The sequence below is a fragment of the Bacillus sp. FSL K6-2944 genome (assembly GCF_038005385.1).
GTDB classification, from domain to species: domain Bacteria; phylum Bacillota; class Bacilli; order Bacillales; family Bacillaceae_G; genus Bacillus_A; species Bacillus_A cereus.
In genome coordinates, this window is the sequence record NZ_JBBOTE010000001.1 from 822,209 (window position 1) to 844,761 (window position 22,553).

Below are 22,553 nucleotides of genomic sequence, written 5' to 3' on the forward strand. Positions count from 1 at the left end.
ATTGGGGGGAATGATAAATGGCTAATTTTGAAGATTTTTTAAATTTGGATTTGAGAATTGGAACTGTAATACATGCAGAGGAATTTAAAGAAGCGAGAGTACCAGCGATTAAACTAGCAATAGATTTTGGAGAAATCGGGATAAAGCAGTCAAGTGCTCAAATTACGAAAAGGTATATTCCAGAAGATTTAATCGGTCAACAAATCGTTGCTGTTGTAAACTTTCCACCAAAGCGTGTAGCTGGATTCAAATCAGAAGTGCTTGTGCTTGGTGGTGTTCCTGAAGCTGATGATGTTGTGTTACTTCAGCCTAATATGGAATTGCCAAATGGAACAAAAATTAGCTAGGGTGAAGGTAGGGGCTAATATGGATATCGGACGTGAATATTTGCAATGTGCGATTTCGAACTTTAAAGCAACAAAGAAACAAGGGGAACGGGCACTTTCTCAATTATCATATGAACAAATACAATGGTCTTCTCATGAAGAAACAAATAGTATAGCGATTATTATTAAGCATCTGCACGGTAATATGCGTTCTAGATGGACGGATTTTTTAACGTCTGATGGTGAAAAAACAGATCGTAATCGAGATGGTGAATTTGAAGGATGCTATCATTCAAAAGAAGAAACCCTTATAGCTTGGCAAGAAGGATGGAAATATGTTTTTAATACGATGAATACTTTAACGCCGGAACACTTATTGAAGACGGTATACATTCGCGGTGAAGCACATACTGTCATGCAAGCAATTGAAAGGCAAATTTCTCATTATGCATTGCATATTGGTCAGATTATTTACATTGGGAAGATGTTAAAAGAAAATGAGTGGGAATGTTTAAGTATTCCGAGAGGTCAGTCTGCGCGTTATGTAGAGAAAAAACGTTCAACATAATAATAAGAAAGAAACCGATAAAAAATAGGAAAAAAGAAAGTCAGCCAAATAATAGATGGTTCTGTAATCATAAGAATACTGCCAAAAATAAGTCCATATATAATAAGAAAGAAATTGAAAAGTGTATTCACAGGGAGAAATCGTGAGATAAACACTTGCTGTCGTTTAAAACAATCACTGTGAAATAAATAAAAGCGGAAGTACCATGTGGCTGTAATAAGGTCTTTCTTTCTCACAATTCTTTTTTTGCATGTATGACAGATAAATGGTGGTTGCATTTCATTACGCTCCATTTTTTATTTTCATAATAATGTGAGACAAAAGTAGGTACAAAGTGTATGTTCCTATATACGCTCCTGCAATAAGGAAAAATGGATTCAGTAAAATTCCATGAATGCTCGTCATGAAAACTAAATCTTGTATTAAAACATCGTATATATTAATGGAAATAATTGTACCAAGTACATATAGTGCCAAGTACGCAGAAATATGTAGCACAATAGAGATTTTTGGTTGCTTAGCGGACAAATAAAAAATGAATGATAGAGCGATTGGTAATATTCCTATTAATAGCTTCAATTCATTTCACCTCATTAACAATATAGCCGAAATTTTAACGGTCTATTCTCTAGGGCTTGTACATAACTTGAAATAGAGAGATAATATGAAGCGACCTCCTAGATTATCAAGTCAGGGATTTTAACCCATAATAATGAATGAAAACATTATGAATGGGGTTATACCCTATGATAATAGGAGGCCACTATGGAAAATATAATCTATATTGGGATGGATGTCCACAAGGAAAGTTTTAGCTTATGTGCACTACACGGAACAACTGGGGAAATTGTAAGAGAAGCACGATGTGCTTCAAATGTATCTCTCGTAAAAAAATTCGTTGAGAAACTGAAAACAAAATATGGTGAAGATATAAAAATTAAAGCTGGATATGAGGCTGGTTGTTTAGGGTATTCACTTCATAATCTTCTTGAACAAAATGGAATTGATTGTGATATTTTAGCTCCCACAACAATGTACAGTTCATCAAAAAATAAAATGGTTAAAAATGATAAATTCGATGCCAAAATGATTGCTCTTAATTTAGCAAATGGCACCTATAAAGAAGTATATGTTCCAGAAGAAGAGGATGTTGCCGTGAAAGAGTATATCCGCATGTTAGGTGATTTTAAAACATCTTTGAAAAAAATAAAACAACAGATAAAAGCATTCCTTTTAAGGCATGGCTATGTGTATGAAGGGAAATCAAGCTGGACAATCGCTTATATGAAATGGTTAAAGAATCTTGATCTACAAGGATTATTCAAAGAAACGTTAGGCGAATACCTATTACAGTATGATGTTCTAGTCGATAAAATTGAGCGGTTCAGTCTGAGATTAGAAGAATTATCTCATCGTGAAAGGTACGAAGAACCAATCGCAAATTTAAGATGCTTAAAAGGTATAGATACAACATCGGCAATGACTGTTCATGTGGAAATTGCAGACTTCACTCGTTTTCCCACGGCTAAAGCATTTATGGCTTATGTAGGATTGACACCAAGCGAAAGCTCAAGTGGAGAAAAAATCAGTCGACGTTCGATTACAAAACAAGGAAATTCGACCGTTAGGTCTACTCTTGTAGAATGTGCAAATGCGTTGGTAAAAGGAACAATCGGATTAAAATCGAAGCGAGTGAAAGCAAGACAAAAAGGGCAACGAAGCGAAGTGATTGCTTATGCGGATCAGGCTGTAGAAAGGTTACAAAGAAAATATTATCGCATGATATATCAAGGGAAACCTAGAAATGTTGCCGTTACAGCTATCGCAAGAGAACTGGGGTGTTTTATATGGGGATTAGAAACAGGTAAAATTCACCGAAAATAAAGAGGGAAGGATATGAAGTTGATTGATTCATTCATAGTTAGAAACCAAAGGTATCAATTGATGGCATAGATGAGCTTCAGAGATAGTGAATTACAGGTCTGGCTATCTATGACTCACCTCTTCTGGCATGGCTGAAATTCTGATAAACAAGCTATTTATTAGAATTTGAAAAGGTGTGATCCACGCAGTGAGATTATAAGAGCCTAACGACGAACCATTAACCTGAGGTAACCAATCCACGAATAACAGAGTGGTTAACTGTCGATAGATCTTATTTCTGAAGCTTTTGTATGCCATCAAGAAAAATATTATGGGTGAAAAACTATTGACAAAGGTCACTTCATAACAGGTGATAGTATGAATCGGGGCTTTTTTTTTATGAAGTTTACAAATATGCGTAAGTTAGTTTTATTTGTTATTACTACAGTGCTAGCGACTTTTTTTCTTATTAGTCTGATGGTAACCTCTATGAAAGAGACAAAGTCAACGTATTTATATAATTGGTTAAATGAGTTATCGATGAATGGTTACATGTATGTACTTGGAAAAGAGAATCATTATTTTACACAGGAGTATCGAAATTTGAATCAAGATTTTTCAATTTCTTCTTTTCTCTTTTCTATGGCTACAAATATTCGCTTTAATGATGTACGCAGTTTTGTCGGGAAAGAGCTCCCGGGATTTGGTAAGTACGATACAGAAATTGTTATTGCGGGTGAGGGTACAAATTATTCTAACTTACCGATAGAGTCGAGTGTTCCTCTTGAAGAAGTAGTGAAGGAACGGACTAGTGGAACTGGACAAGCACCTAAACAAGATACGAATAAAGAGAAAAAACAGCCGTCCCAAACGACTGGGAAGAGACAAGTTGCGTTTATTTATCATACACATAGCTGGGAATCTTATTTACCTTTACTTAACTTAACGAATGACCCGAATCCGAATAAAGCAACGAGTTCTGTGTCGAATATTTCTATATTAGGAGATCGTTTCCGTGAACAACTAGAAGGTGAAGGGATTGGAGCTACTAACGATAAGAGTGATGTTGGTCAAAAGTTAATAAGTAAAGGTTTAAACAGTAATAGTTCGTATAAAATGTCACGAGAAATTGTGCAGCAAGCTATGGCTGGAAATAAAGATCTTCAATACTTTTTTGATTTGCATCGTGATAGTGCCCGAAAGAATGTAACGACAAAAACAATTGGAGATAAATCATATGCAAAGCTTGCATTTGTAGTAGGGAAAGGAAATAAAAACTATGAAAAAAACTTACAATTAGCGACAGCTTTACATGAGGCGATTAATAAGAAATATCCAGGAGTGAGCCGTGGGGTCATTCAAAAAGGGTTCCAGACAGGAAATGGAATCTATAATCAAGACCTATCAGGACAAGCGATATTAATAGAAGTTGGTGGTGTAGATAATACAGAGGAAGAATTGAATCGATCAATTGATGCACTTGCTAAAGCATTTGGTGAATATTTTTGGCAGGCAGAAAAAGTGAATGGATAAAGTGAAATTTAAATTGGTGAGAGACCTCACCTGATGAGGAGGAATTCACAGTATTTTTGAAAAAACGTAAGTGTAATGCTTGCGTTTTTTCTTTGTAATGATGAGACGTCACAGAATAGACATAATTTGTCGTTGTTATAGTAATATCGAAATTTGTCAATTTATAGCAGGAGATTTACAAAGGGATTTTCAGGAAAGTAGAGAAAATCTTTTTATAAGGAAAACTTTTTATTATGAAACTGGTAGGGTGATTGAAGTGATTAGGGAGATCGAAATAGAAGATGCATCATCATTTTTGCAATTAAGTAAGCAATTAGATGAAGAAACGAAGTTTATGTTATATGAACCAGGAGAAAGAAAAACTACAGCTGAGCAACAAGAAAAAATGATCCATCGCTTTATAGAAAATGAATATGCAACAATATTTGTAGCAGTTGAAGATGAGAGGATAGTAGGTTTTATATTAGTGAATGGAAATAACATTCAAAGAAAGAGGCATGTGGCAACCATTGTAATTGGTATTTTGCAAGAGTATAACGGGCGAGGTATTGGGACGAGATTGTTTAAAGAGGTTGAGAAGTGGGCAAAATTACATGATGTATGGCGTTTAGAATTAACAGTAATGGCCCACAATACAAGAGCTCAGGCACTATATAAAAAAGCTGGATTTGAGAAAGAAGGTGTCAAAAAAGCTGCTCTTATTATCGATGGAAAGGGCATCGATGAGTATGAAATGGCCAAATTATTAAAATAAGAGGTCGTTATATGAAAAAAAGATGGGCACTACTTGGTATTGTAGCTGCAATAATTATTATTGGAGTAGCAGGAATCAATTATAAAATGTATAAGGATAAGCAGGCGCGGGAAGTAAGTGTAAATAGCATATTTCCGAAAGCGAAAGAAACGATTGCTAATATGGATGGGGATATTGCGGTAATTAATAATCCGAATTCAATGCTTGTACTTGTAAATAAAAGTAGGCGTTTACCAGATGGGTATAGACCGCCAGATTTAGTTATTCCGAAAGTGCGCTACTCTAGTGAAGGTGATCAAGAAAAGAAAAAGATGAGAAAAGAGGCAGCGAGGGCGCTTGAGGATATGTTTCAGCAGGCTGACAACGAGCGTATTTTTCTTTTTGCAGTTTCTGGATTTAGATCTTTTGATCGACAAAAAGCATTAAATACGATGTATAAAAAACAAGACGGGGAAGCAAAAACAGCAATGTCTAGCGCGGTTCCTGGCACAAGTGAGCATCAAACTGGACTAGCTATGGATATTACGTCTCAATCTGCTAAATTTCAGTTAGAGACAGTTTTTGGGGAAACGAAAGAAGGTCAGTGGCTTTCTGAAAATGCCCATAAATTTGGTTTTGTGGTTCGATACACAAAAGCGAAAGAAACGATTACGGGCTATCGGTATGAACCATGGCACGTAAGGTATGTGGGAAATCCACAAGCTACATATTTGTATGATAATCAACTGACGCTTGAAGAAGTAACAGAGTGAACAATTGAGGGGAGAGATGTACAATGACGATGTTATATAAGAAAAAAGTACATGCATATATTACAAGAGAACAAGAGGGGGTTATGCAATTACTTGTTTTTAAACATCGTGATATACATGAAGCTGGTATTCAAGTGCCAGGGGGAACGGTTGATGAAGGTGAAACGTTAGAAGCTGCTATATTGCGTGAAGTACAGGAAGAATCCGGATTGCGTCATTTATGCATAGAGCGGTTTTTAGCAGATTACATTATACATATGAAAGAAAAACAGGAGTATGAAAAACGCCACTTTTTCCATGTAACTTTACTAACAGATGTAAAGGATACTTGGGAACATATTGTAAGTGCTGGTGAGGAAGATAAAGGATTAGTATTTTGCTATGAATGGGTTGATATTGCAAAATGCCCTGAATTAGCTGGGAAACAAGGTGAGTTTTTACATTTATTAGATGAAGTATACGCACAGTAATGTAAGAGTCTGAAGCGAAGGTTAATCCGTTTCAGACTTTTTTTATTTTTCGGGAAATTGAAGGTGTTTAAATAAGAGTATTGAATTTCTTTAAAGGGATATTAATTTAGGATGTGTTGAGATGAAAAATTGAAAAAGTAAGGGGTATATGTTAAAAAAGTTCATATAAGGGAGAATATAAATGGAAATTCAGTTTAATTCAATCTTAAAAAAGGAATTAACAATTCAAGATATTCAAAATGAAATGGAATCTGGAAAGCTAACTTCAAAAGAGCTAGTGATGTATTATCTCTATAGAATCGCAAAGTATGATCAAGACGGGCCGAAAATTAATTCAATTTTAGAAATCAATCCAGATGCTATTTTTATTGCAGAAGCGTTAGATTATGAAAGAAAGACAAACGGCGTAAGGGGACCATTGCATGGAATACCTGTTTTGCTTAAGGATAATATTGAAACGAATGACTTCATGCATACAAGTGCAGGTACAATAGCTCTAGAACAAAATATAAGCAGTGAAGATGCATTTCTCGTTACTAAACTGCGAGAAGCAGGGGCAGTGATAATAGGAAAAACGAATATGACAGAATTAGCAAATGCAATGTCTTTTGAAATGTGGGCTGGATATAGTGCAAGAGGTGGTCAAACAATCAATCCATATGGAACGGGCAAGGATCATATGTTTGTTGGCGGATCTAGTACAGGATCTGCAATAGCAGTTGCTGCTAACTTTACAGTAGTATCTGTTGGGACAGAAACCGATGCTTCTATTTTGAGCCCCGCTGTTCAAAATTCTGTAGTAGGTATTAAACCGACTGTCGGTTTAATTAGTCGTAGAGGAATTATTCCATTTACTTATTCGCAAGATACAGCTGGACCATTTGCTAGAACGGTAACCGATGCTACTATTTTGCTAGGGAGTTTAACTGGAGTGGATGAGAAAGATGTAGTTACTCACAAAAGTGACGGTAGGGCATATCGGGATTATACATCTTACCTTGATGCAAATGGTTTAAATGGAGCGAAGATTGGTGTGTTTAACGATGCACCAAAAGATTATTACGAAAATGGTGAGTATGATGAAATCTTGTTTAAGGAAACGATACAAGTATTACGTAATGAAGGAGCGACAGTAGTAGAAAATATTGATATTCCTTCTTTTCATAGAGAATGGAGCTGGGGAGTTCCGCTTTATGAGCTGAAGCATAGTTTAGATAACTATCTTTCTAAATTACCTTCTACTATCCCGGTACATTCTATTTCGGAGTTAATGGAGTTTAATAAAAACATAGCAGAAAGAGCTTTAAAATATGGACAAACTAAGTTAGAGGGAAGAAAAGATTTTCCTAATACGTTACGAAATCCAGAATATTTAAATGCGAGATTAGAAGATATATATTTTTCTCAAGAACAAGGCATTGATTTTGCATTGGAAAAATATAATCTTGATGCGATACTGTTTCCTTCCTATATAGGTTCTACTATATGTGCGAAAGCGGGTTATCCGTCTATAGCAATACCGGCAGGGTATATGGAAAGCGGGAGGCCTTTTGGAATTACCATTGCAAGCACTGCATTTAGTGAAGGGATATTAATTAAATTAGCTTATGCTTTTGAACAAGCGACAAAGCATAGAAAAATCCCCAACTTATCATGAATAGAATAAACAAAGAGGACAGGAATCCCTGTCCTCTTTGTTTTAGTGATTAAAGTGAAATATCGTTCTGCTCTGTCTTATGATATTTTAATAAACTAAAAGATAAACAAGCGGAACATAAAATAAGAATAGAAGCGATGATATAAATTGTACGAACACCGAACATATCAGTAATAATGCCAATGCTAAGCATAGATAGTCCAGAGGCTGTTGAAAGAAGTGCGCCATGTGCTGTATACATTTTGGATAATAAAGCAGGGGTAACACTTGATTGTAAAACAGTCGTTTGAGAAATATCTCTAATTTGATAACATGGTCCCATTAGAACACATAGAAAAAGCGCAATAAATCCACTGCTCGTCGTACCATATAAAAATGTAAGAATGCTAAATATAAGAGAGCTAATCGACATAGATCGTATTAAATTGTTTTGAATATAGGAACTCATTTTCCATGCTAATAGACCACCGATTAACGTGCCAACATAATAACTTGTATTAATATATCCCCACCATTCTTCGCCCTTATGAAGGATAGTCGTAACGTATGCCATCGTAATAGCACCAATCCATATTGTTCCTGCGAAAGTTTCGATTAAGTCCATATATGTAACGGTACGGAGAGATGGATTTTGAAATAGGAGTTTCCAACCTTCCAATAAAACAGTACTTTTGGAAGAGGGAGAATCTGCTATTCTTTCAGTATGTATGGAACGTAATGAAAAATGTAATGCAATGCATCCGAAAATCATTAAAATGTTATTAATCATGAGTGTAGAAGTAGCGCCAATGAGAAGAACGACAATACTCGTAAATGAATAAGCAACGGCTTGCACAATTTGTGTTGAAAAGGAAAAGATACTATTTACTTTTACTAATTTTTCTTTCGGTGTAAGGCGCGGAAGAATACCGTATAATAATGGAGCACTCCACCCGCTACATAATGAAATGACAAAAATAAAAGTTAATAGAGCTATAATGTTTGTGGATAAGACCGGGAACAAAATCATTAATAATAGTAAAAAGACTGTTTTCAACCATTGGAGCGTATATAACAGCGTATAAGATGGAAAACGATTTATCATAAGTGGTGCAGAGATGTTAGCAATTAGATTTGTGATAACTTGTAATAATGGAAAAAGAGCAGTAATAGTAGCTGATTTAGTTGCTATATAAATATGAGTTGTAATAATCATTACATATACGATGTCAGCGAGAGTAATGCATATTTTGGAACCTAAATAGTAGATTAGTGACAGGTTTCTCAATAAGAATATCACCTCTATAAAAAAAGTATTTAGTAATTGTAATAATTGTAATTTAAAAATTAAAATTTTTAAAGAATTTAATTTTTTGTCACTTTTTGAAAGGGATTTTCATGTATAATGAAGAATATATTGATATAGTATTATATTAATGATCCATTGTAACAGTGAATATGTACAATAGTTTGTAGCAAACGCCCAAGTGTAAGAAAGGGCGGATAAACCATTCTTTTCTTCATATACATATAGAAAATGAGAAAGAAAGTGAGGGTTGCATATGGCTGCTTGGGTAATTTGGTTTATAATAGCTGGTATTTTATTTATCGCGGAAATGTTGTCGATTACATTTTACATGCTTTGGCTTGGAATTGGAGCTGTTGTCGGAGGTCTTATTGCTTTGTTTGCTCCTGATGCACTACTGTTACAAGTTACTGTTGGTGCAATTGTAAGTTTAACTTTGACATTCTTTACGAAAAGAATTTCAAAAAACTTTCGAGAAGCAAAAGGTTTTACTGATACAGTAGATATGCTTGTTGGTAAAAGAGGGATTGTTATGCAAGCGATTACAAATGAAGCGAATGGTATTGTGAAGGTGGATGGAGATACTTGGACAGCTATTGCAGATTCTTCAATTGATGCTGGAGAAAAAGTCGTTGTTATAAAGAGGCATAGTACTATATTACAAGTGAAAAAGGAGAGTGAATAAATATGGTAGCATTAACGTTAACGATTATATTCGCACTAATTGTAGTTACATTTATCGCATTAACAATTAAAATTATTCCTCAGCAAAAAGTTGGGGTTGTTGAAAGATTTGGTAAGTTTCAACGTATAATGCACCCGGGGTTAAATATTTTAATACCAATTGTAGATCGTGTTCGTGTATATCATGACTTACGCATTCAACAAACGAATGTACCACCGCAAAAGGTAATTACGAAAGATAATGTTCAAGTAGAAATTGATACAATTATTTTCTATCAAATTGTTGAACCAGAACTTGCGACATATGGTATTTCAAACTATGAATATGGTGTTCGTAATATTACTTCAGCAACGATGCGTCAAATCATCGGTAAAATGGAACTGGATGAAACGTTATCTGGTCGTGAAAAAATTTCAACAGAAATTCGCTTAGCGCTTGATGAAGCAACAGAAAAATGGGGCGTACGTATTGAACGTGTCGAAGTTGTTGATATTAACCCGCCAAAAGATGTGCAAGCATCAATGGAAAAACAAATGAAGGCTGAGCGTAATAAACGTGCGATTATTTTAGAAGCTGAAGCAGCAAAACAAGATAAAGTCCTTCGCGCTGAAGGAGAAAAGCAAAGTAAAATCTTGATGGCTGAAGGGGATAAAGAAGCACGTATTCGCGAAGCTGAAGGTATAAAAGAAGCAAAAGAATTAGAAGCACAAGGGGAAGCACGAGCAATTGAAGAAATTGCAAAAGCAGAACAAAATCGTATTGAATTGCTTCGTGAAGCGAATTTGGATGAGCGTATACTTGCTTACAAATCATTTGAGTCATTAGCTGAAGTTGCAAAAGGACCAGCAAATAAAGTCTTTATTCCGTCTAATGCAATTGAAACACTTGGTACTCTTGGTGCAATTGGAGAAATATTTAAAGAAAAACAAGCGAAGAAACTACCTTCAAATGATACAGGAAAAGAACAATAAAAGTGAGGAAGAGAAATGGTATACCATTTCTCTTTTTTTTGTGCGTATATTCTGAAAAGCTTGTACATATCCATGTATAAAGAAGGTGATGCAGTGAAAAAGTATGCAACTCGAATACATGGGAAGAAACTGATTTCGTTACTCCTTTTATATGCGCTAATAGTAATTATGATAGCGTCGATTTTGACGTCATTTTTACATACAATGAAATCGAATTATGCAAATCAATGGTTTGGAAAAGTATCGATGCAAGGTTTTGTTCAAATGATAGAAAGTGAGAATCGCTATTACGGATTTGATTATTTTAAGAAGAATAAAAGAGAGTCAGTTGGGAATTTAATGTTCTCTATCGCGACAGATTTGAAAATTAAAGATTTAAGAACATTCGTCGGTAAAGAAGTACCTGGTATGTCAAAGTATTATTCTAATATTATCGTAGCTGGGGAAGGGACAAACTTGACGAATATCCCAAATGAATCTAGTGTACCGATTGAAGAAGTAACGAAAGAACGGGAAATAGCAAAAGATAAAGTTACAGAAGCGGAAAAGAATAATCCGGTTCAGAAAAAGAACGGAGCGAAAAAAGGTGAAAGTGCAGTATATATTTATCATACACATAGCTGGGAATCCTTCTTTCCATTATTACCAGGGGCAACTGATCCATCTAGCCCAGATGTAAATGTGTCTTTACTAGGGAAACGTATGAAAGAGCAACTTGAAGGACAAGGAATTCCGGTAGTTCATGATAAAACGAATATGGGTGATTTATTAGCGAGTAAAAAGTGGGTATGGTATCAGTCATATAAAGCGTCTCATGAATATGTAAAAGAAGCATTAGCACAAAATAATAAAATTGCGTTTCCGATTGATATACACCGTGACGATCAGCGTAAGAAAGTAACAACAAAAGTAATTAACGGAAAATCGTATGCAAGATTATACTTTATAATTGGGATGGAAAATGAAGGCCGTGCTGAAAATGAAAAAATTGCAAGAGCGATCAATAGTTATTTAGATGAAAACTATTACGGATTAAGTAGAGGGATTTTTCCAAAGTATAAAAAAGATGGAAATGGCGTTTATAACCAAGATTTATCGAAAAATGCGATGTTAATTGAAGTTGGTGGTGTTGATAATACGTTAGATGAATTATATAACACAATTGATGTGTTAACAGAAGCGTTTAGTAAATATTATTGGAATGATGCGGAAAGGGTGAATGGATGAGGGACGGGAGACCGTTCCTTTTTTATTTTGGAATCTTAAAATGTGATATAATGGAATTTTATGAATGTTAAATAAAGGGAGAGAGAAACATGCAAATACTACTAATACGCCACGGAGAATCAGAAGCTGATATTTTACATGTGCATGAAGGTCGAGCTGATTTTGAGTTAACTGACAAAGGGAGACAACAAGTACAAAGACTTGTACAGAAAGTGAAAAAAGATTTTGCACCAGATTTCATTTGGGCAAGCACATTAAAACGCGCTCGTGAAACGGGTGAAACATTAGCAGAAGCAATTGGTTGTCCAATTCAATTAGAAGAGGAATTAATGGAGTTTAATAATGGAGTGCAAGCAGGCTTATCATTTGAAGAAGCAAAGAAATATCCAGAGCCAAAGTTTCTTCATGATCGTTTTGAAAACGGGGAATCGTTTATTGAGTTTCGAATGAGAATAGAAGGAATCTTTTCTAAAATCTTGACAGAGAATACATATGACCGAATTGCAATTGTTGCCCATGGGGGCGTAATTAATAGTCTATTACGTGCATTTTTCAAAATGCCAATTTCAATGGACTACTATTTCAAAATGGGAGATACGGGAATAAGTTTAATTGAAATTGAGGGTGAACAAAAAACGGTGCATTTCATTAATGATACGAATCATTTGGACGGGATGTAAAGACTTATGTACAAAGTTGTATTTTTCGATGTTGACGGTACGTTATTAAGTGAGATTGATAGAAGCATGCACGAAAGTACAAAAGAAGCGGTACAAAGATTAATAGATAAAGGAATTCACGTAGTTGTTACAACTGGAAGACCATATAGTTTATGCTCACAATTTAAGGAACTAGGTATAAATACGTTTATTTCAGCAAATGGTGCACATATAAAATGTGGGAAAGAAGTTATACATAAATCAGTACTTTCAAGCGAAATCGTTCATGATATTTCAAATTTTGCTGAATTACATGGTCACAGTGTTTCTTACTTTACAGAAGAATTTGCAATGAATAATATTGCTTCCAAAGATGAACGTGTCATGCGAGCGTTAAATGAAACCTTAAATTTAGAGCAGTATCCTGACAAAGTTAGAAACTTATCAGATGAGATGTATTGCATATGTCTGTATGCTGATGATACAGAAGCTCAAAAATTCATTGAAAGATATCCAGCACTTACGTTTGAGCGTTTTCATGGTTACGTTATAAATGTATTGGAAGATAGTAAAGTATCGAAGCTAACTGCAATTCAAAAAGTATTGGAACATTTAAACATTAGTAAATTAGAAGCCATTGCTTTTGGCGATGGTGGAAATGATATTGAGATGTTGCAGTATGTAGGATTAGGAGTTGCGATGGGAAATGGTGGAGAGGAGTTGAAGAGAAGGGCTGATTTCGTTACAACGAAGGCGAGTGAAGGCGGAATTTCTTATGCCTTAAAGAAGTTGCGCATTATTTAAAACTAATAGTTAGTCAGTGTGAAAAATCCTGTTTTATTAATGGCTTTTGTTAATATGTATACTGTTTTAGGGAATTATTTGAGCTCTCCTACTTACAATTTAACTGCAGAACAAATCCTTTATTTTCGCTTAGCAGGGCTGTTTGGTATGTTGCTCTCACCACTTGCAGGTCGTTTAACAAAGAGGTTTGAAGTAAGGAAAGTTCTTTAAGGAGGATTGTTGATTGCTATTTTTAGTCTAAGTTCAATAGGCTTTGTTTCGTATCTATCTCTACTTGTAATGATGAGTGTCTGTTTTGTAATAGGTATTGTTATATCCGTTCCGTCTTTAGTTTCTCTTGTAGGTCAATTAGGAGGGGAAATTAGGAATGATACTTTTTATTGGTTTTGTAGCTTCTCTATTTATAATTAATGAATGAGTGGAAAATCACTCAAATAAAGGAATGCGAGGATCGTTCATATGCTCGCATAATAAAATATGAATTTGTCCACGATGATGATAAAAGTGTGCAACGATTTCAAGTAACCATTCAAAGCGCGAATAAGAAATACCCCAATAGGCAGTCATAACTTCTGCTAATTCTATTTGGGAGTAGGAAAGAAATGTTTTAGAGAGAAGGTTGTAACCTTCAATCATCGTTTGTTGCATGTGAGCAACTGTTACGGGGGTACGTTCTATATAAAAGGTATGTAATTCTTTTTCTGGAATACCATTTAAAATGAGTAAATCAGCATGACAAATAAGAGAAAGATGTGCACACATTTCAAATAATGATCGTTTTGAGTGAATCGGTTGTATTTTTAAATCGTTTTCACTATATTGGTTAAGCATATCAATAGAAGTATCAATAGCAACTTTTAGTTGATGCAATGCAGATTGAACAAACATTGTAATTCTCCTCGTCTCCGTATATAATAGTTTCTTGAGGATATTATATCATACTCAAAATTCCGAAAATTCTAGTAGTTTGACTAGCATAATGAAAAGTATTATATTGTAAAAGGTCATATGAAACGTGAAATAGAATGGAATGCAATTATTGAGTTAGGAGTTAGACCAATGAGTTTGAAATATGGAAGAGATACAATTGTAGAAATTGACTTAAATGCTGTAAAACATAATGTAAAAGAATTTAAAAAACATGTAAATGATGAAGAAATTAAGATGATGGCTGCTGTAAAAGCGAATGGGTATGGCCATGGGGCAGTTGAAGTTGCCAAAGCTGCAATTGAAGCTGGGATACATCAACTTGCAGTTGCATTTGTAGATGAAGCAATAGAATTAAGAGAAGCAGGAATTACTGTGCCGATTTTAATTTTAGGATACACACCAGTAGCGGCTGTAGAAGATGTAATTCAATATGACGTTATGATGACTGTTTATAGAGTAGAAGATTTACATGGTATAAATGAAATTGCAAACCGTCTTCAAAAGAAAGTACAAATTCAAGTGAAAATTGATACAGGAATGAGTCGTATCGGTTTACAAGAAGAAGAAGTTAAACCATTTTTAGAAGAATTAAACCGTATGGAGTATGTAGAGGTAGTAGGGATATTTACGCATTACTCTACGGCAGATGAAATCGATAAATCATATACGAATATGCAAACAAGTTTATTTGAAAAAGCTGTTAATACAGCGAAAGAATTAGGAATTCAAATACCATATATTCATAGTTCAAATAGTGCGGGGTCAATGGAATTAAGTAACACATTTCAAAATATGGTACGCGTTGGAATAGGTGTGTACGGTATGTATCCGTCAAAAGAAGTGGATCATTCAGTCGTTTCTTTACAGCCTGCGTTGTCGTTAAAATCAAAAGTAGCTCATATTAAACATGCGAAGAAGAATCGTGGTGTAAGTTATGGGAATACGTATGTAACAACTGGTGAAGAATGGATTGCGACTGTACCAATTGGTTATGCTGATGGTTATAATCGTCAATTATCTAATAAAGGCTATGCGTTAATTAATGGGGTTCGAGTACCTGTTATTGGCCGTGTTTGTATGGATCAGTTAATGTTGGATGTTTCAAAAGCGATGCCAGTACAAGTAGGAGACGAAGTAGTATTCTACGGTAAACAAGGTGAAGAAAATATCGCAGTAGAAGAAATAGCGGATATGTTAGGTACAATAAACTATGAAGTTACATGTATGCTAGATAGAAGAATTCCGCGTGTCTATAAAGAAAATGACGAAACAACTGCAGTTGTAAATATATTAAGAAAAAACTGAATCATTTCGATTCAGTTTTTTTATTCATATCAAATGCGAATATACCCTCGTTATGTAATACGGAGTAAACTTTGTGAAACACACTTTTTAGTTCATCTAAATTAAACTATCACCGGCAGAGATGACCAGTCCCGCAACAAAGATCTAATATACGAGAGTAGGGAAGAGCATCTTGTAAAACGAGGCTGGGTAGGAGTATTAAACAAAATGTCTCCAATGTTTATTATAGATGTTTGCTAAAATATCATAATTAGAATAAATTGTTTTTTTAACATATGTATTCACCTAAAAATTCATTAAATTATAATAGTCATGCCTCGTTTTAATTTCAAAACCACATTGTGTATATAGTTTTAAAGCGTGGATATTTTTCGTTTCGACGTCTAATTCAATTGTTGAAACTCCTTCTGTAATAAGGGTATGTACTATATTACAAAGAATATCTTTTCCGTATCCTTTACCTTGATAAGAAGGATGAACGGCGAATCCTGATAGTGTAGTAGATTGCTCTTGTTTAGAAACTGTAATTGTTCCTATCACTTTTTCAGCAATAAGGGCACTGTAAACTTGATGGGAAGATGAATTCATCATTTTTTGTAACCATGCAGTCGTATTTTCTACTGAATCACCAAAAGCTTTACTAGAAATTTTAATAAGATCAAGAAGTGATTCTGAAGTTGCAAGAGTAAGCTGTATATTATTATCTGTTGTTTTTTGAATTTCGTTTGTTTTGCACTCCATACTATATTCACTATATAAATATGGTAACTTCATATGTTTTACAAATTCATTCCCAGAAATAGAATCCCCATTAATAATAAGAAGAGCTTCATCTGTCTCTCTATTTTGTATTTCTTTCATTGCAGTTTGTAAAAGGATAGTTCCGAAACGTTGTTTTCTAAAATGAGGATGTACAAAGCCTATTAGTTCAAGCTTTGTTGGTCTTTCGAAATCATACATATTTAAAGCGCCAATTAATTGAGTACCGTTATAAAGAAGAAAATCGTTTATATAATCTTCATTTCGATTTTTTAAAAAGTTGATATGTAAATCTGAAGAGTAATCAAGATTGTCTTGTTGCCCACAAATATAAGCCAAATCCTTCATTTGCTGTATTTCACTTTCTGTTACAGAACGCTTTTTCTGAATATCCATTGTATACTCCCTCTCATTCGTATTTAAAAATAGGATGGGTGACTTAACCATTTTTTTAATTCCACATTACCTTGCACAGATAACAGTCGGTATAAATAACGATAAGGCTGTCTATATTCTTCTAAGTGAGGAATAGACATAATTGTTTCGTAACCACTTTTAAAGGCATGTGCTTCTTTTTCTGTAAGTACATATTCTAGTCCGATAAAATCAAGTTCTCGCGGAGCAACAGCGTAAGCTTCACTATCTACTAAACCCGTAATAGTTGTACCGTCAGATAAAAATTGAGTAGGATCCATATCAATTAAGACGAGTGTAGATTCCTTTGGTACGGACAGGGAAGAAAGTTGTGATTCAAAGGTAGGGAATGCATTTTTTATGCTTTCATCATCGGAATAAAACATATTCACAAGCTCTTTACTCACGTTTAAAATATGTGATTGGAATTCATCTAGTGGAACTTGGAACGTGCCTGACGGATTTCCTATGAAATCGGCTTTAAATTTATGTATTTCTGCAAGTCCTTTTCCTAGGCTGAATAAAATAGAATCTGGTTGCTCGATAAAAGATTGAACTGTGTTACCTACTAACTTTTCGACCACCACAAATTCACGGCTATTTAAAACATGTTTTTCTAATATTGTTGGGATAGGAAGATTCGTATGTTCTTGCAGCAATGTATGTACAGTTTCTAAATGATGGACGTTCCTTGGATCAATTCCAAATAGATTTTTACATCCCCACCAAAAATCATTATTTGGTTCTTCATTCATTTTAGAAGCACGAACGATAACTTCTGTATCTTCTGTTTGAACGAGAAAAACATCACTTGCATGATCTTCATAACCTGGGTGCAAGGCTTGAACGGATAGAATAGGTGAATTGAATAGTTGTTGTAACATGAAAAGACTCCTTTTTTTGTAAATTCCATAAATTTATTATATAACAGATGATGTGTTATGAGGATAAAGATAAAAAGATAGACAGCATACTTACATTTATAGTGAAAACTCATTAAAAATATTATATTTCTCTATTTTTGTATGAATTGTCTAAAAATAATAGTGGTAATACTTGAATGTAAGACTCGTATCTTTAAATCTATGAAGAGTAAAAGTAAGCATTCATTTATAAGATTGTGAATCACAATAATGTAGACTATAGAAAATATTTCTCAATAATAAAATGAAGAGAAAAGCATGAAGAAGTAGAATGCATTCATTTATAATAGACTTAAATTAATTAATATAATTAATTGTTAATTTTATTATATTAATTGGATAGGAGAGAATGTTATGGCAAATGTACTCGTAATAAATTTTCCTGGGGAAGGTCATATTAATCCGACTTTAGCTGTTGTAAGTGAGTTAATTCAGCGAGGGGAAACAGTTGTTTCTTATTGTATTGAAGATTATAGAAAGAAGGTTGAAGCAACAGGTGCGGAATTCCGAGTGTTTGAGAATTTTCTCTCTCAAATTAATATTATGGAACGAGTAAATGAAGGTGGGAGCCCTTTGACGATGCTATCTCATATGATTGAAGCATCAGAGCGTATTGTTACTCAAATTGTAGAAGAAACAAAAGAGGAAAAATATGATTATTTAATATATGATAATCATTTTCCAGTAGGACGTATTATAGCGAATATTTTACAATTACCAAGCGTTTCATCCTGTACAACGTTTGCTGTTAATCAGTACATTAATTTTCATGATGAGCAAGAATCGAGACAAGTAGATGAAATGGATCCATTATATCAATCTTGTTTAGCGGGAATGGAAAGATGGAATAAGCAGTATGGAATGAAATGTAATAGTATGTATGATATTATGAACCATCCTGGTGATATTACGATTGTATATACTTCAAAAGAATATCAGCCACGTTCAGAGGTATTTGATGAATCGTATAAATTTGTAGGTCCATCAATTGCTACTCGAAAAGAAGTGGGGAGTTTTCCTACCGAAGATTTAAAAAATGAAAAAATGATTTTCATTTCTATGGGAACAGTTTTTAATGAACAACCTGCTTTGTATGAAAAATGTTTTGAAGCGTTTAAAGATGTTGATGCGACAGTCGTATTAGTCGTTGGTAAGAAGATAAATATAAGTCAATTTGAAAATATCCCGAAAAACTTTAAGTTGTATAATTATATCCCGCAATTAGAAGTTTTACAGCATGCTGATGTATTCGTGACACATGGTGGTATGAATAGTTCGAGTGAAGCGTTATATTACGGTGTTCCATTAGTTGTAATTCCGGTAACAGGAGATCAGCCATTCGTTGCAAAACGATTGACGGAAGTAGGGGCAGGCATAACACTTAATCGTAACGAGTTAACTTCTGAATTGTTACGTGAGACTGTAAAGAAAGTAATGGATGATGTGACGTTTAAGGAAAATAGTCGTAAAGTGGGAGAGTCGCTTAGAAATGCTGGTGGATATCAAAGGGCAGTTGAGGAAATATTCAAATTAAAAATGAAGCCGTACGTAAAGATTAAATAGATGTTAAAAACACACTTACTTTTAATTTGTAAGTGTGTTTTTAGTATTACGCGTTACATGTATTACATAAAAATAGCGATAAAGGTGAAACTTTTCTGTATATAAATCGATACCTTTGAATTAGTAGTAAAATTACGTTAAAATAATACTAAGAAAATATATAAGTTTTGGGGGTAATGAATGAAGAAAGTATTTGAATACGTATTATTAACAATTGGCTCAATTATAGTAGCAGGTTCATTAGAGCTTATTTTAGCACCTAATGGATTAGTAGATGGCGGGGTAACGGCTATTGCTATTATGGCAAATAAAGTCGCAGGATTGCCGCTTTATGGTGTGTTCTTAGGAATTAATATCCCAATTTTATTATTTACTGCAAAAGTAATGGGAAAGAAGTTTTTTATCCGTACATCTTATGCGAATGTAGTTACAACACTCGGATTAATTTATTTAAAACCATTTCCAGCAATTACGACTTCTGAGTTATTAATTGTACTTTATGGTGGAGTACTGTTTGGAATTGGTGTTGGGATTGTTGTTAAAATGGGTGGAGCAATTGACGGTTCGGAAATGTTGGCAGTTTGGATGAATAAACACTTTAATGTACCGATTAGTACATTTTTACTTGCAGTAAATGCAGTTATTTTCATTTTTGTTGCCATTTTATTTTCAATCGAACAAGCGATGTTCTCGTTAGCAATTTTCTATATTGTTACGAAGATGATTGATTTTATACTAGATGGTATTAATCAAGGTAAGAGCGTTATGATTATTTCTGGTAAGAATAAAGAAATAGGCGATTTACTTATGAAAGAATTGCAACTATCTGTTACGTATCTACATGGAGAAGGTGGTTTTTTAGGGGAGCATAAGAGAATCATTTATTGCATTACAAACCGATTCATTTATCCGAAAATGAAAGATCTCGTTCTCTCTGTAGATCCAACGGCTATAATTGAAGCTTCCTATTCAACAGAAACGACTGGTGTGAAACGTCCGGGAAGGAAAGCTAGGTCAGGTGAATAACTAGAAGAAGGCTGTCCAAAAAGTTATTTTGGAACAGCCTTCTTTTTTATTTTGTTGAATTGTTAACATGTTACAAGTTAAACCCACTGTTAACAAGTTTCCTTGCAACTAGGAAACCAAGCATCTTTCAATAATATAGCCAACGTTTCAATTTTATTTTCCGGAATACTACCAAAGCCGAGTAATACGTATGATTCCTTACGTAAATCATTCACGAAATCATATGGAGAAAGTGGGTATAATTTAACGCTTTGTTTTTTAGCGGATTCAATCAGTTCATTTTCATTCATACTGTTATTTACACATAAAACAATATGAAGTCCGGACTGTTCGCCAAGAATTTGAACATTAGCCCCCATTTCTTTCATAATGGATTTTACTAATGCATGATGTTTTCTTTTATAAAGTGTACGACTTCGATTAAGGTGACGTTCCCAATTCCCATTTTGTATAAAGTTAGCAAAAGCAAGTTGTTGTATTGTAGCGACTGTTTGTTTGAAAATTCCATGCAGTTCTTGGTATATCTTTAAAAGGTGTGGTGGTAAAACAACATATCCCATTCGTAAAGAAGGTAAAAAAGATTTTGAGAAAGTTCCCATATAAATAACGCGTTCATTTGAATCAAGACTTTGTAAAGAAGGAATCGGCTTACCAGCGTAGCGAAACTCTCCGTCATAGTCATCTTCAATAATGTATCCATTGCAATCATTAGCCCACTTTAACAATTCTAATCTTCTAGATAAAGGCATAATAATCCCGAGTGGAAATTGGTGTGATGGTGTAACGTATGCGACATTGGAATTTGTATTGTATAAACTAGAAATATCAATCCCTTTTTCATCCAATGGTATGGGATGAATTTGTCTATCACAGCTTTTAATAATTGCGTGTATACGGTGAAATCCAGGGTTTTCAATGCCGTATTCTTTTGTAGGGCCAAGCAGTTGAAGCAGTAGCCAGAGAAGTGGCTGTGTTCCGGCGCCGATCACAATTTGATCAGGTGAAGAATGTACACCGCGAGAATGATATAAATATGTTGATATATGCTCTCGAAGAGCGAATTCACCTTGAGGATCTTCTTTGGCAAATAGTGCATTTTCGTATGTAAGTATGGATTCTTGTAATGCTCGTTTCCAATTTGTAATCGGAAATGCATTTTGATCAATAAGCCCTTGGCTACAATCATATTCAAATTTTTCTTCTATCAAATTGTTCGTCTTCTTTGCTGCATTTCGTTTTTTATTTGGGATAATGTCAATATCGAAATTTGCTACAAAAATACCACGTTTCGGTTTACTTTCTGCATAACCTTCAGCTAATAACTGTTGATAAGCTGATTCAACAGTAATGCGGCTAATATTAAGTTGTGATGCTAAATTTCTGTGTGAGGGTAGACGTGTGCCAACAGAAATAGTCCCTTGTATAATTTCAGCTTTTATATATTCGTAAATTTGCAAGTAAATAGGTGTGTTACTTTGTAATTGCAATGGGATAGTAAAATCCATATAAAACTCTCCTTTAAAACTGGCCTTATAAAAAACACTTAAACTGCCACTTAAGTAAAGGGCAGTTACTTTCTATAATAATGATATAACATTTAGAAAATTATTTAAATAGTAAAGGGAGAGTTAAAAATGAATGTTAAAGAAGTAGTAACAGAAGAGCAATTACATGAAGTATTACCTGTTTTACAGCAATTAAGAACGAAACTTTCAAAAGAGGAAACAAGCTCTTTATTTCGAAATATGAAAGAAGAAAATTATAAACTATTTTCGCTGCGTAATGAGGATGATGAAGTTGTTAGCCTTGCAGGTGTAGCAATTTGTACGAACTTTTATAATAAGAAACACGTTTTCGTATATGACCTTGTAACAGCAGAAGCACATCGTTCAAAAAGACATGGGAAAGTATTACTTTCGTATATAGAGAACTGGGGAAAGGAAAACGAATGTGAGTCTATCGTCCTCACGTCAGCATTTTCAAGAATTGATGCTCATCGTTTTTATGAAAGAGAAGGGTATGATAAGATAATATGAAGCGACCTCCTAGATTATCAAGTCAGGGATTTTAACCCATAAT

24 protein-coding genes and 2 pseudogenes are annotated in these 22,553 nt (G+C 34.2%); 18 read left to right on the forward strand and 8 right to left on the reverse strand.

The window, feature by feature from the left end; translation table 11 throughout:
* Positions 1-17: 17 nt before the first annotated feature.
* Positions 18-347 carry a chaperone CsaA gene (gene csaA / locus MHH55_RS04275; protein WP_001263013.1) on the forward strand — a complete coding sequence of 110 codons (330 nt, stop codon included), beginning with the start codon at positions 18-20 and terminating at the stop codon, positions 345-347.
* A complete protein-coding gene (locus tag MHH55_RS04280) occupies positions 328-894 on the forward strand; it encodes a DUF1572 domain-containing protein (RefSeq protein ID WP_000435830.1) in 567 nt (188 codons plus the stop codon). Before csaA ends, MHH55_RS04280 begins: the two co-directional genes overlap by 20 nt.
* Here MHH55_RS04280 and MHH55_RS04285 read toward each other — a convergent pair.
* Positions 867-1,172 (reverse strand): hypothetical protein, encoded by a 306-nt coding sequence (locus tag MHH55_RS04285; protein WP_002164560.1) that lies wholly within the window; start codon positions 1,170-1,172, stop codon positions 867-869. The two genes, MHH55_RS04280 and MHH55_RS04285, sit on opposite strands and share 28 nt — an antisense overlap.
* Positions 1,173-1,176: 4 nt before the next feature.
* On the reverse strand, positions 1,177-1,473 hold the full coding sequence (locus MHH55_RS04290; protein WP_000770738.1) for a hypothetical protein: 297 nt from the start codon (positions 1,471-1,473) through the stop codon (positions 1,177-1,179).
* Positions 1,474-1,659: 186 nt separating this feature from the next.
* On the opposite strand from MHH55_RS04290, the gene MHH55_RS04295 reads away from it, so the two are divergent.
* The 6 genes from MHH55_RS04295 (at position 1,660) to MHH55_RS04320 (ending at position 7,923) form a co-directional block, all read left to right on the forward strand.
* On the forward strand, positions 1,660-2,778 hold the full coding sequence (locus MHH55_RS04295) for an IS110 family transposase (protein ID WP_340880263.1): 1,119 nt from the start codon (positions 1,660-1,662) through the stop codon (positions 2,776-2,778).
* A 357-nt stretch (positions 2,779-3,135) separates the two neighbouring features.
* A complete protein-coding gene (gene spoIIP / locus MHH55_RS04300) occupies positions 3,136-4,290 on the forward strand; it encodes a stage II sporulation protein P (RefSeq protein WP_001079278.1) in 1,155 nt (384 codons plus the stop codon).
* Between the two features lie 256 nt (positions 4,291-4,546).
* Positions 4,547-5,044, forward strand: a complete 498-nt coding sequence (locus MHH55_RS04305; protein WP_000617576.1) for a GNAT family N-acetyltransferase — start codon at positions 4,547-4,549, stop codon at positions 5,042-5,044.
* An 11-nt stretch (positions 5,045-5,055) separates the two neighbouring features.
* Complete coding sequence (locus tag MHH55_RS04310; RefSeq protein WP_000747647.1) at positions 5,056-5,796, forward strand: M15 family metallopeptidase; 741 nt, start codon at positions 5,056-5,058, stop codon at positions 5,794-5,796.
* Positions 5,797-5,819: 23 nt separating this feature from the next.
* Positions 5,820-6,266, forward strand: a complete 447-nt coding sequence (locus tag MHH55_RS04315; protein WP_000178293.1) for an NUDIX hydrolase — start codon at positions 5,820-5,822, stop codon at positions 6,264-6,266.
* A gap of 181 nt (positions 6,267-6,447) precedes the next feature.
* Entirely contained in the window at positions 6,448-7,923 is a 1,476-nt protein-coding gene (locus tag MHH55_RS04320) for an amidase family protein (RefSeq protein ID WP_000405417.1), read from the forward strand.
* 49 nt (positions 7,924-7,972) lie between these two features.
* Here the strand turns inward: MHH55_RS04320 and MHH55_RS04325 are convergent, their stop codons facing one another.
* Complete coding sequence (locus MHH55_RS04325; RefSeq protein WP_001245233.1) at positions 7,973-9,190, reverse strand: MFS transporter; 1,218 nt, start codon at positions 9,188-9,190, stop codon at positions 7,973-7,975.
* A gap of 274 nt (positions 9,191-9,464) precedes the next feature.
* On the opposite strand from MHH55_RS04325, the gene MHH55_RS04330 reads away from it, so the two are divergent.
* From MHH55_RS04330 to MHH55_RS04355, 6 genes and pseudogenes are all read left to right on the forward strand, one after another.
* Entirely contained in the window at positions 9,465-9,893 is a 429-nt protein-coding gene (locus tag MHH55_RS04330; protein WP_000741976.1) for an NfeD family protein, read from the forward strand.
* A 2-nt stretch (positions 9,894-9,895) separates the two neighbouring features.
* Complete coding sequence (locus MHH55_RS04335; protein ID WP_000226252.1) at positions 9,896-10,864, forward strand: SPFH domain-containing protein; 969 nt, start codon at positions 9,896-9,898, stop codon at positions 10,862-10,864.
* A gap of 15 nt (positions 10,865-10,879) precedes the next feature.
* Positions 10,880-12,091, forward strand: coding sequence for a stage II sporulation protein P (spoIIP, locus tag MHH55_RS04340; protein ID WP_002182680.1), 1,212 nt, complete (start codon positions 10,880-10,882; stop codon positions 12,089-12,091).
* Positions 12,092-12,180: 89 nt separating this feature from the next.
* Positions 12,181-12,771, forward strand: a complete 591-nt coding sequence (locus MHH55_RS04345; RefSeq protein WP_001166435.1) for a histidine phosphatase family protein — start codon at positions 12,181-12,183, stop codon at positions 12,769-12,771.
* A gap of 6 nt (positions 12,772-12,777) precedes the next feature.
* On the forward strand, positions 12,778-13,554 hold the full coding sequence (locus MHH55_RS04350; protein ID WP_000278973.1) for a Cof-type HAD-IIB family hydrolase: 777 nt from the start codon (positions 12,778-12,780) through the stop codon (positions 13,552-13,554).
* Between the two features lie 30 nt (positions 13,555-13,584).
* Positions 13,585-13,920: pseudogene (locus MHH55_RS04355) on the forward strand (multidrug transporter); the annotation flags it as partial.
* A gap of 60 nt (positions 13,921-13,980) precedes the next feature.
* Here MHH55_RS04355 and MHH55_RS04360 read toward each other — a convergent pair.
* A complete protein-coding gene (locus MHH55_RS04360; RefSeq protein WP_000497991.1) occupies positions 13,981-14,442 on the reverse strand; it encodes a DinB family protein in 462 nt (153 codons plus the stop codon).
* Between the two features lie 171 nt (positions 14,443-14,613).
* Here MHH55_RS04360 and alr point away from each other — a divergent pair, with 171 nt between their 5' ends.
* Positions 14,614-15,789: an alanine racemase gene (alr, locus tag MHH55_RS04365; protein WP_002182683.1), complete on the forward strand. Its 1,176-nt coding sequence runs from the start codon at positions 14,614-14,616 to the stop codon at positions 15,787-15,789.
* 22 nt (positions 15,790-15,811) lie between these two features.
* Here the strand turns inward: alr and MHH55_RS04370 are convergent.
* The 3 genes and pseudogenes from MHH55_RS04370 to MHH55_RS04380 form a co-directional block, all read right to left on the reverse strand.
* Positions 15,812-16,074: pseudogene (locus tag MHH55_RS04370) on the reverse strand (class I SAM-dependent methyltransferase); the annotation flags it as partial.
* The gene (locus MHH55_RS04375) at positions 16,075-16,944 is read right to left on the reverse strand and encodes a GNAT family N-acetyltransferase (protein WP_000354420.1); all 870 of its coding nucleotides are present in this window, start codon (positions 16,942-16,944) and stop codon (positions 16,075-16,077) included.
* Between the two features lie 23 nt (positions 16,945-16,967).
* A complete protein-coding gene (locus tag MHH55_RS04380; protein ID WP_000941374.1) occupies positions 16,968-17,846 on the reverse strand; it encodes a nitrate reductase in 879 nt (292 codons plus the stop codon).
* A gap of 393 nt (positions 17,847-18,239) precedes the next feature.
* Between MHH55_RS04380 and MHH55_RS04385 the strand changes: the two genes are divergently transcribed.
* Both MHH55_RS04385 and MHH55_RS04390 read left to right on the forward strand, forming a co-directional pair.
* The gene (locus MHH55_RS04385; protein WP_000024491.1) at positions 18,240-19,448 is read left to right on the forward strand and encodes a macrolide family glycosyltransferase; all 1,209 of its coding nucleotides are present in this window, start codon (positions 18,240-18,242) and stop codon (positions 19,446-19,448) included.
* 180 nt (positions 19,449-19,628) lie between these two features.
* A complete protein-coding gene (locus tag MHH55_RS04390) occupies positions 19,629-20,474 on the forward strand; it encodes a YitT family protein (RefSeq protein ID WP_000755126.1) in 846 nt (281 codons plus the stop codon).
* Between the two features lie 89 nt (positions 20,475-20,563).
* On the opposite strand, the gene pdxR is transcribed toward MHH55_RS04390, so the two are convergent.
* Positions 20,564-21,979 carry a MocR-like pyridoxine biosynthesis transcription factor PdxR gene (pdxR, locus tag MHH55_RS04395; RefSeq protein WP_000348028.1) on the reverse strand — a complete coding sequence of 472 codons (1,416 nt, stop codon included), beginning with the start codon at positions 21,977-21,979 and terminating at the stop codon, positions 20,564-20,566.
* Between the two features lie 129 nt (positions 21,980-22,108).
* Between pdxR and MHH55_RS04400 the strand changes: the two genes are divergently transcribed.
* Positions 22,109-22,510 carry a GNAT family N-acetyltransferase gene (locus MHH55_RS04400; protein WP_078188032.1) on the forward strand — a complete coding sequence of 134 codons (402 nt, stop codon included), beginning with the start codon at positions 22,109-22,111 and terminating at the stop codon, positions 22,508-22,510.
* Positions 22,511-22,553: the final 43 nt, after the last annotated feature.

What these genes read in the sequence shown, in the direction of transcription:
- MHH55_RS04335 (WP_000226252.1), top strand. Translation starts at nt 9,896, where the DNA reads ATGGTAGCATTAACGTTAACGATTATATTCGCACTAATTGTAGTTACA.
- pdxR (WP_000348028.1), bottom strand. Translation starts at nt 21,979, where the DNA reads ATGGATTTTACTATCCCATTGCAATTACAAAGTAACACACCTATTTAC.
- MHH55_RS04380 (WP_000941374.1), bottom strand. Translation starts at nt 17,846, where the DNA reads ATGTTACAACAACTATTCAATTCACCTATTCTATCCGTTCAAGCCTTG.
- MHH55_RS04315 (WP_000178293.1), top strand. Translation starts at nt 5,820, where the DNA reads ATGACGATGTTATATAAGAAAAAAGTACATGCATATATTACAAGAGAA.
- MHH55_RS04360 (WP_000497991.1), bottom strand. Translation starts at nt 14,442, where the DNA reads ATGTTTGTTCAATCTGCATTGCATCAACTAAAAGTTGCTATTGATACT.
- MHH55_RS04310 (WP_000747647.1), top strand. Translation starts at nt 5,056, where the DNA reads ATGAAAAAAAGATGGGCACTACTTGGTATTGTAGCTGCAATAATTATT.
- MHH55_RS04375 (WP_000354420.1), bottom strand. Translation starts at nt 16,944, where the DNA reads ATGGATATTCAGAAAAAGCGTTCTGTAACAGAAAGTGAAATACAGCAA.
- MHH55_RS04350 (WP_000278973.1), top strand. Translation starts at nt 12,778, where the DNA reads ATGTACAAAGTTGTATTTTTCGATGTTGACGGTACGTTATTAAGTGAG.
- MHH55_RS04390 (WP_000755126.1), top strand. Translation starts at nt 19,629, where the DNA reads ATGAAGAAAGTATTTGAATACGTATTATTAACAATTGGCTCAATTATA.
- MHH55_RS04385 (WP_000024491.1), top strand. Translation starts at nt 18,240, where the DNA reads ATGGCAAATGTACTCGTAATAAATTTTCCTGGGGAAGGTCATATTAAT.
- MHH55_RS04285 (WP_002164560.1), bottom strand. Translation starts at nt 1,172, where the DNA reads ATGCAACCACCATTTATCTGTCATACATGCAAAAAAAGAATTGTGAGA.
- csaA (WP_001263013.1), top strand. Translation starts at nt 18, where the DNA reads ATGGCTAATTTTGAAGATTTTTTAAATTTGGATTTGAGAATTGGAACT.
- MHH55_RS04295 (WP_340880263.1), top strand. Translation starts at nt 1,660, where the DNA reads ATGGAAAATATAATCTATATTGGGATGGATGTCCACAAGGAAAGTTTT.
- MHH55_RS04320 (WP_000405417.1), top strand. Translation starts at nt 6,448, where the DNA reads ATGGAAATTCAGTTTAATTCAATCTTAAAAAAGGAATTAACAATTCAA.
- spoIIP (WP_001079278.1), top strand. Translation starts at nt 3,136, where the DNA reads ATGAATCGGGGCTTTTTTTTTATGAAGTTTACAAATATGCGTAAGTTA.
- MHH55_RS04400 (WP_078188032.1), top strand. Translation starts at nt 22,109, where the DNA reads ATGAATGTTAAAGAAGTAGTAACAGAAGAGCAATTACATGAAGTATTA.
- MHH55_RS04280 (WP_000435830.1), top strand. Translation starts at nt 328, where the DNA reads ATGGAACAAAAATTAGCTAGGGTGAAGGTAGGGGCTAATATGGATATC.
- MHH55_RS04345 (WP_001166435.1), top strand. Translation starts at nt 12,181, where the DNA reads ATGCAAATACTACTAATACGCCACGGAGAATCAGAAGCTGATATTTTA.
- spoIIP (WP_002182680.1), top strand. Translation starts at nt 10,880, where the DNA reads ATGGTATACCATTTCTCTTTTTTTTGTGCGTATATTCTGAAAAGCTTG.
- MHH55_RS04330 (WP_000741976.1), top strand. Translation starts at nt 9,465, where the DNA reads ATGGCTGCTTGGGTAATTTGGTTTATAATAGCTGGTATTTTATTTATC.
- alr (WP_002182683.1), top strand. Translation starts at nt 14,614, where the DNA reads ATGAGTTTGAAATATGGAAGAGATACAATTGTAGAAATTGACTTAAAT.